This window comes from Mycobacterium sp. TH-M103 (assembly GCF_057473785.1).
Window position 1 is genome coordinate 1 of the sequence record NZ_JBYCLG010000063.1, and the last position, 2,933, is coordinate 2,933.

Annotated in this window: 4 protein-coding genes; 3 read left to right on the forward strand and 1 reads right to left on the reverse strand. The window is 70.7% G+C overall.

What is annotated here, in order from left to right; all coding sequences use genetic code 11:
* Positions 1 to 1,216, forward strand: a 1,216-nt coding sequence (locus AC2VOR_RS03515; RefSeq protein WP_486963205.1) for a replication-associated recombination protein A, incomplete at its 5' end; no start/stop codon positions are given.
* Between the two features lie 117 nt (positions 1,217 to 1,333).
* On the opposite strand, the gene AC2VOR_RS03520 is transcribed toward AC2VOR_RS03515, so the two are convergent.
* Positions 1,334 to 1,957: a hypothetical protein gene (locus tag AC2VOR_RS03520; protein ID WP_369739206.1), complete on the reverse strand. Its 624-nt coding sequence runs from the start codon at positions 1,955 to 1,957 to the stop codon at positions 1,334 to 1,336.
* 161 nt (positions 1,958 to 2,118) lie between these two features.
* Here AC2VOR_RS03520 and AC2VOR_RS03525 point away from each other — a divergent pair, with 161 nt between their 5' ends.
* Both AC2VOR_RS03525 and AC2VOR_RS03530 read left to right on the forward strand, forming a co-directional pair.
* Positions 2,119 to 2,508: a secondary thiamine-phosphate synthase enzyme YjbQ gene (locus AC2VOR_RS03525; protein WP_369741645.1), complete on the forward strand. Its 390-nt coding sequence runs from the start codon at positions 2,119 to 2,121 to the stop codon at positions 2,506 to 2,508.
* A 169-nt stretch (positions 2,509 to 2,677) separates the two neighbouring features.
* Positions 2,678 to 2,933 (forward strand): alanine--tRNA ligase-related protein (locus AC2VOR_RS03530; RefSeq protein WP_486963206.1); only part of this gene is annotated, 256 nt, incomplete at its 3' end.

Below are 2,933 nucleotides of genomic sequence, written 5' to 3' on the forward strand. Positions count from 1 at the left end.
CCACCTGCTGGCGCCGGGATCGCCGCTGCGCCGCCTCGTCGAGGGCTCGGGTGTGGCCTCGGCGATCCTCTACGGTCCGCCCGGCAGCGGCAAGACCACGCTGGCGGCGCTGATCTCGCACGCGACCGGACGCCGGTTCGAGGCGCTGTCGGCGCTATCGGCCGGTGTCAAGGACGTCCGGGCCGTCATCGACCAGGCGCGCCGAGCGCTCCTGCACGGCGAGCAGACCGTGCTGTTCATCGACGAGGTGCACCGGTTCTCCAAGACCCAGCAAGACGCACTGCTTTCCGCCGTGGAGAACCGGGTGGTGCTGCTCGTGGCGGCGACCACCGAGAACCCGTCCTTCTCCGTGGTGGCGCCGTTGCTGTCGCGGTCGCTGATCCTGCAGTTGCGGCCGCTGAGCCCCGACGACATCCGCGCGGTGGTGCGGCGCGCCATCGACGACCCCCGCGGCCTGGGCGGGCGGGTCCGAGTGCACCCCGACGCCGTCGACCTGCTGGTGCAACTGGCGGCCGGCGACGCCCGCCGCGCCCTGACCGCGCTCGAGGTGGCCGCCGAAGGGGCCGCGGCGGCCGGCGACGAGGTCACCGTCGAGACCATCGAGCAGTCGCTGGACAAGGCCGCGGTGCGCTACGACCGCGACGGCGATCAGCACTACGACGTCGTCAGCGCCTTCATCAAGTCGGTGCGCGGCTCCGACGTCGACGCCGCGCTGCACTACCTGGCCCGCATGCTCGTCGCCGGGGAGGACCCGCGCTTCATCGCGCGCCGGCTGATGATCCTGGCCAGCGAGGACGTCGGCATGGCCGACCCGACCGCGCTGCAGACCGCGGTGGCCGCCGGGCAGACCGTCGCGCTGATCGGAATGCCCGAGGCCCAGCTGACGCTGGCGCACGCCACCGTCCACCTGGCCACCGCGCCCAAGTCGAACGCGGTGACCACCGCGCTGGGCGCGGCGATGGCCGACGTCAAGGCCGGCAAGGCGGGTCTGGTCCCGCCGCACCTGCGTGACGGGCACTACTCGGGCGCGGCGGCCCTGGGCAACGCCCAGGGCTACAAGTACTCGCACGACGCCCCGGACGGTGTTGTGGCCCAGCAATATCCCCCCGACGAGCTGGTGGGGGTGGACTACTACCGGCCCACCGGTCGCGGCGGCGAGCGCGAGATGGCGGGCCGCCTGGAGCGGCTGCGCGCGATCATCCGCCGGAGGGGCTGACGGATCCCCGAGCGGCGTCCCTCGGCTTCGACGCCGAGATCGACGTTTGGCAGAGAAAGCGCGAGTAGGCGCCGGCAAAACGTCGATCTCGGCGAACGGCGGACGGAGGGCCGCGCCTCAGACCAGCTCGGGCACCCTCAGGTGGGCGAGCGCCAGCTCGAACTCGGCCACGTCGACGACCTCGGCCCCCAGGTCGCGCACCCGACTGCTGCGCAGCTCGGTGGCGCGGTCGCGGTTGCGGGCCATCGCCTCCATGCTGTCGAACGTCGAGCTCGACACGGCCCGCCGGCATGCGGGGTGATCGACCAGCAGGCTGGCGCTGCAGAAACCGTCGAGGGCCTCCATCTCCGGGAGCAGCGACGCGCGGTAGAAGTCCAGGGACCGGCCGAGTTGGTCGGGCACCACCTTGAGCCAGGTCGCCCGCACGCAGGCCCCTTCGCCGGACCGGTGGTGGCGGTGCAGGGAGGCGATCTCCCACTCCTCGACACGGGCGCTGCCGTCGAACATCAGCGCCGCCCGGTCCCGGATGGGGGCCACCCGCTCGGCCGCGGCGCGCATGGCCTGCACGCTCTCCCAGGAGCTGGTGGCGATGCACCTGCCGGACTGCCGGTCGACCAGCAGCGACAGGCCGACGAACCCGCCGATCTCCGCCAGCGCGGGCATGACGACATCGCGGACGTGCGCGATCCCGATGTCGATGGACAGGGGTTGCGCCTGAATGGTGGTTGAGCGTGCGTACATGACGGACCTCCCATGCCGGGGCTTGCCTTCAAACCGGGCCCCGGTGGCGCCACCGGGGCATACCAGCCACCTTCCTCCTGCATGCGACCGTGTGGCAACCGTCACACGGAATTGGCCGCGTCCTGCGGCCCCGCCGTAGGCTGGGCCGGGTGCAAACCGATGTGTTGGACGTGGACACCTCCCGGCGCCGCACCGTCGATCTGACCGATGCCGTCCGCAGGTTCTGCTTCAGCTGCGGCGACGGGCTGTGCAACGTATTCGTCCCCCACGCGACGGCCGGGGTCGCGATCATCGAGACCGGTGCCGGCTCCGACGACGACCTGGTCGACACGCTGGAGCGGCTGTTGCCGCGCGACGACCGGTACCGGCACTCACACGGTTCGCCGGGCCACGGCGCCGACCACGTGCTGCCGGCGATCGTGGTGCCGTCGGTGACGGTCCCGGTCGCCGGCGGCGAACTGCAGCTGGGCACCTGGCAGAGCATCGTGCTGGTCGACCTCAACCGCGACAACCCGCGGCGGTCGGTGCGGCTGAGCTTCGTGGAGGGTTAGCGGGCCGGTGGCGGAAGCGGCGAACGAGGTACTGTTGGGCGGTCAAGCCAGTCGTTAGACAGTCTCCCCAAAACCCGGCGAATAAGCTGGTTGACGACTTGAAGGGCCGCCGCGCGCCCATCCCGTTCGGGCCGCGGCAAGGCGAGGAAAACAGGAAGAGCGGAAAAGAGTGCAGACACACGAGATCAGGAAGAGGTTCCTCGATCATTTCGTGAAGGCGGGACACACCAAGGTGCCCAGCGCGTCGGTGATCCTCGAGGATCCCAACCTGCTGTTCGTCAACGCCGGCATGGTCCAGTTCGTGCCGTACTTCCTGGGGCAGCGCACCCCGCCCTACTCGAAGGCCACCAGCATCCAGAAGTGCATCCGCACACCCGATATCGACGAGGTCGGGATCACCACCCGGCACAACACGTTCTTCCAGA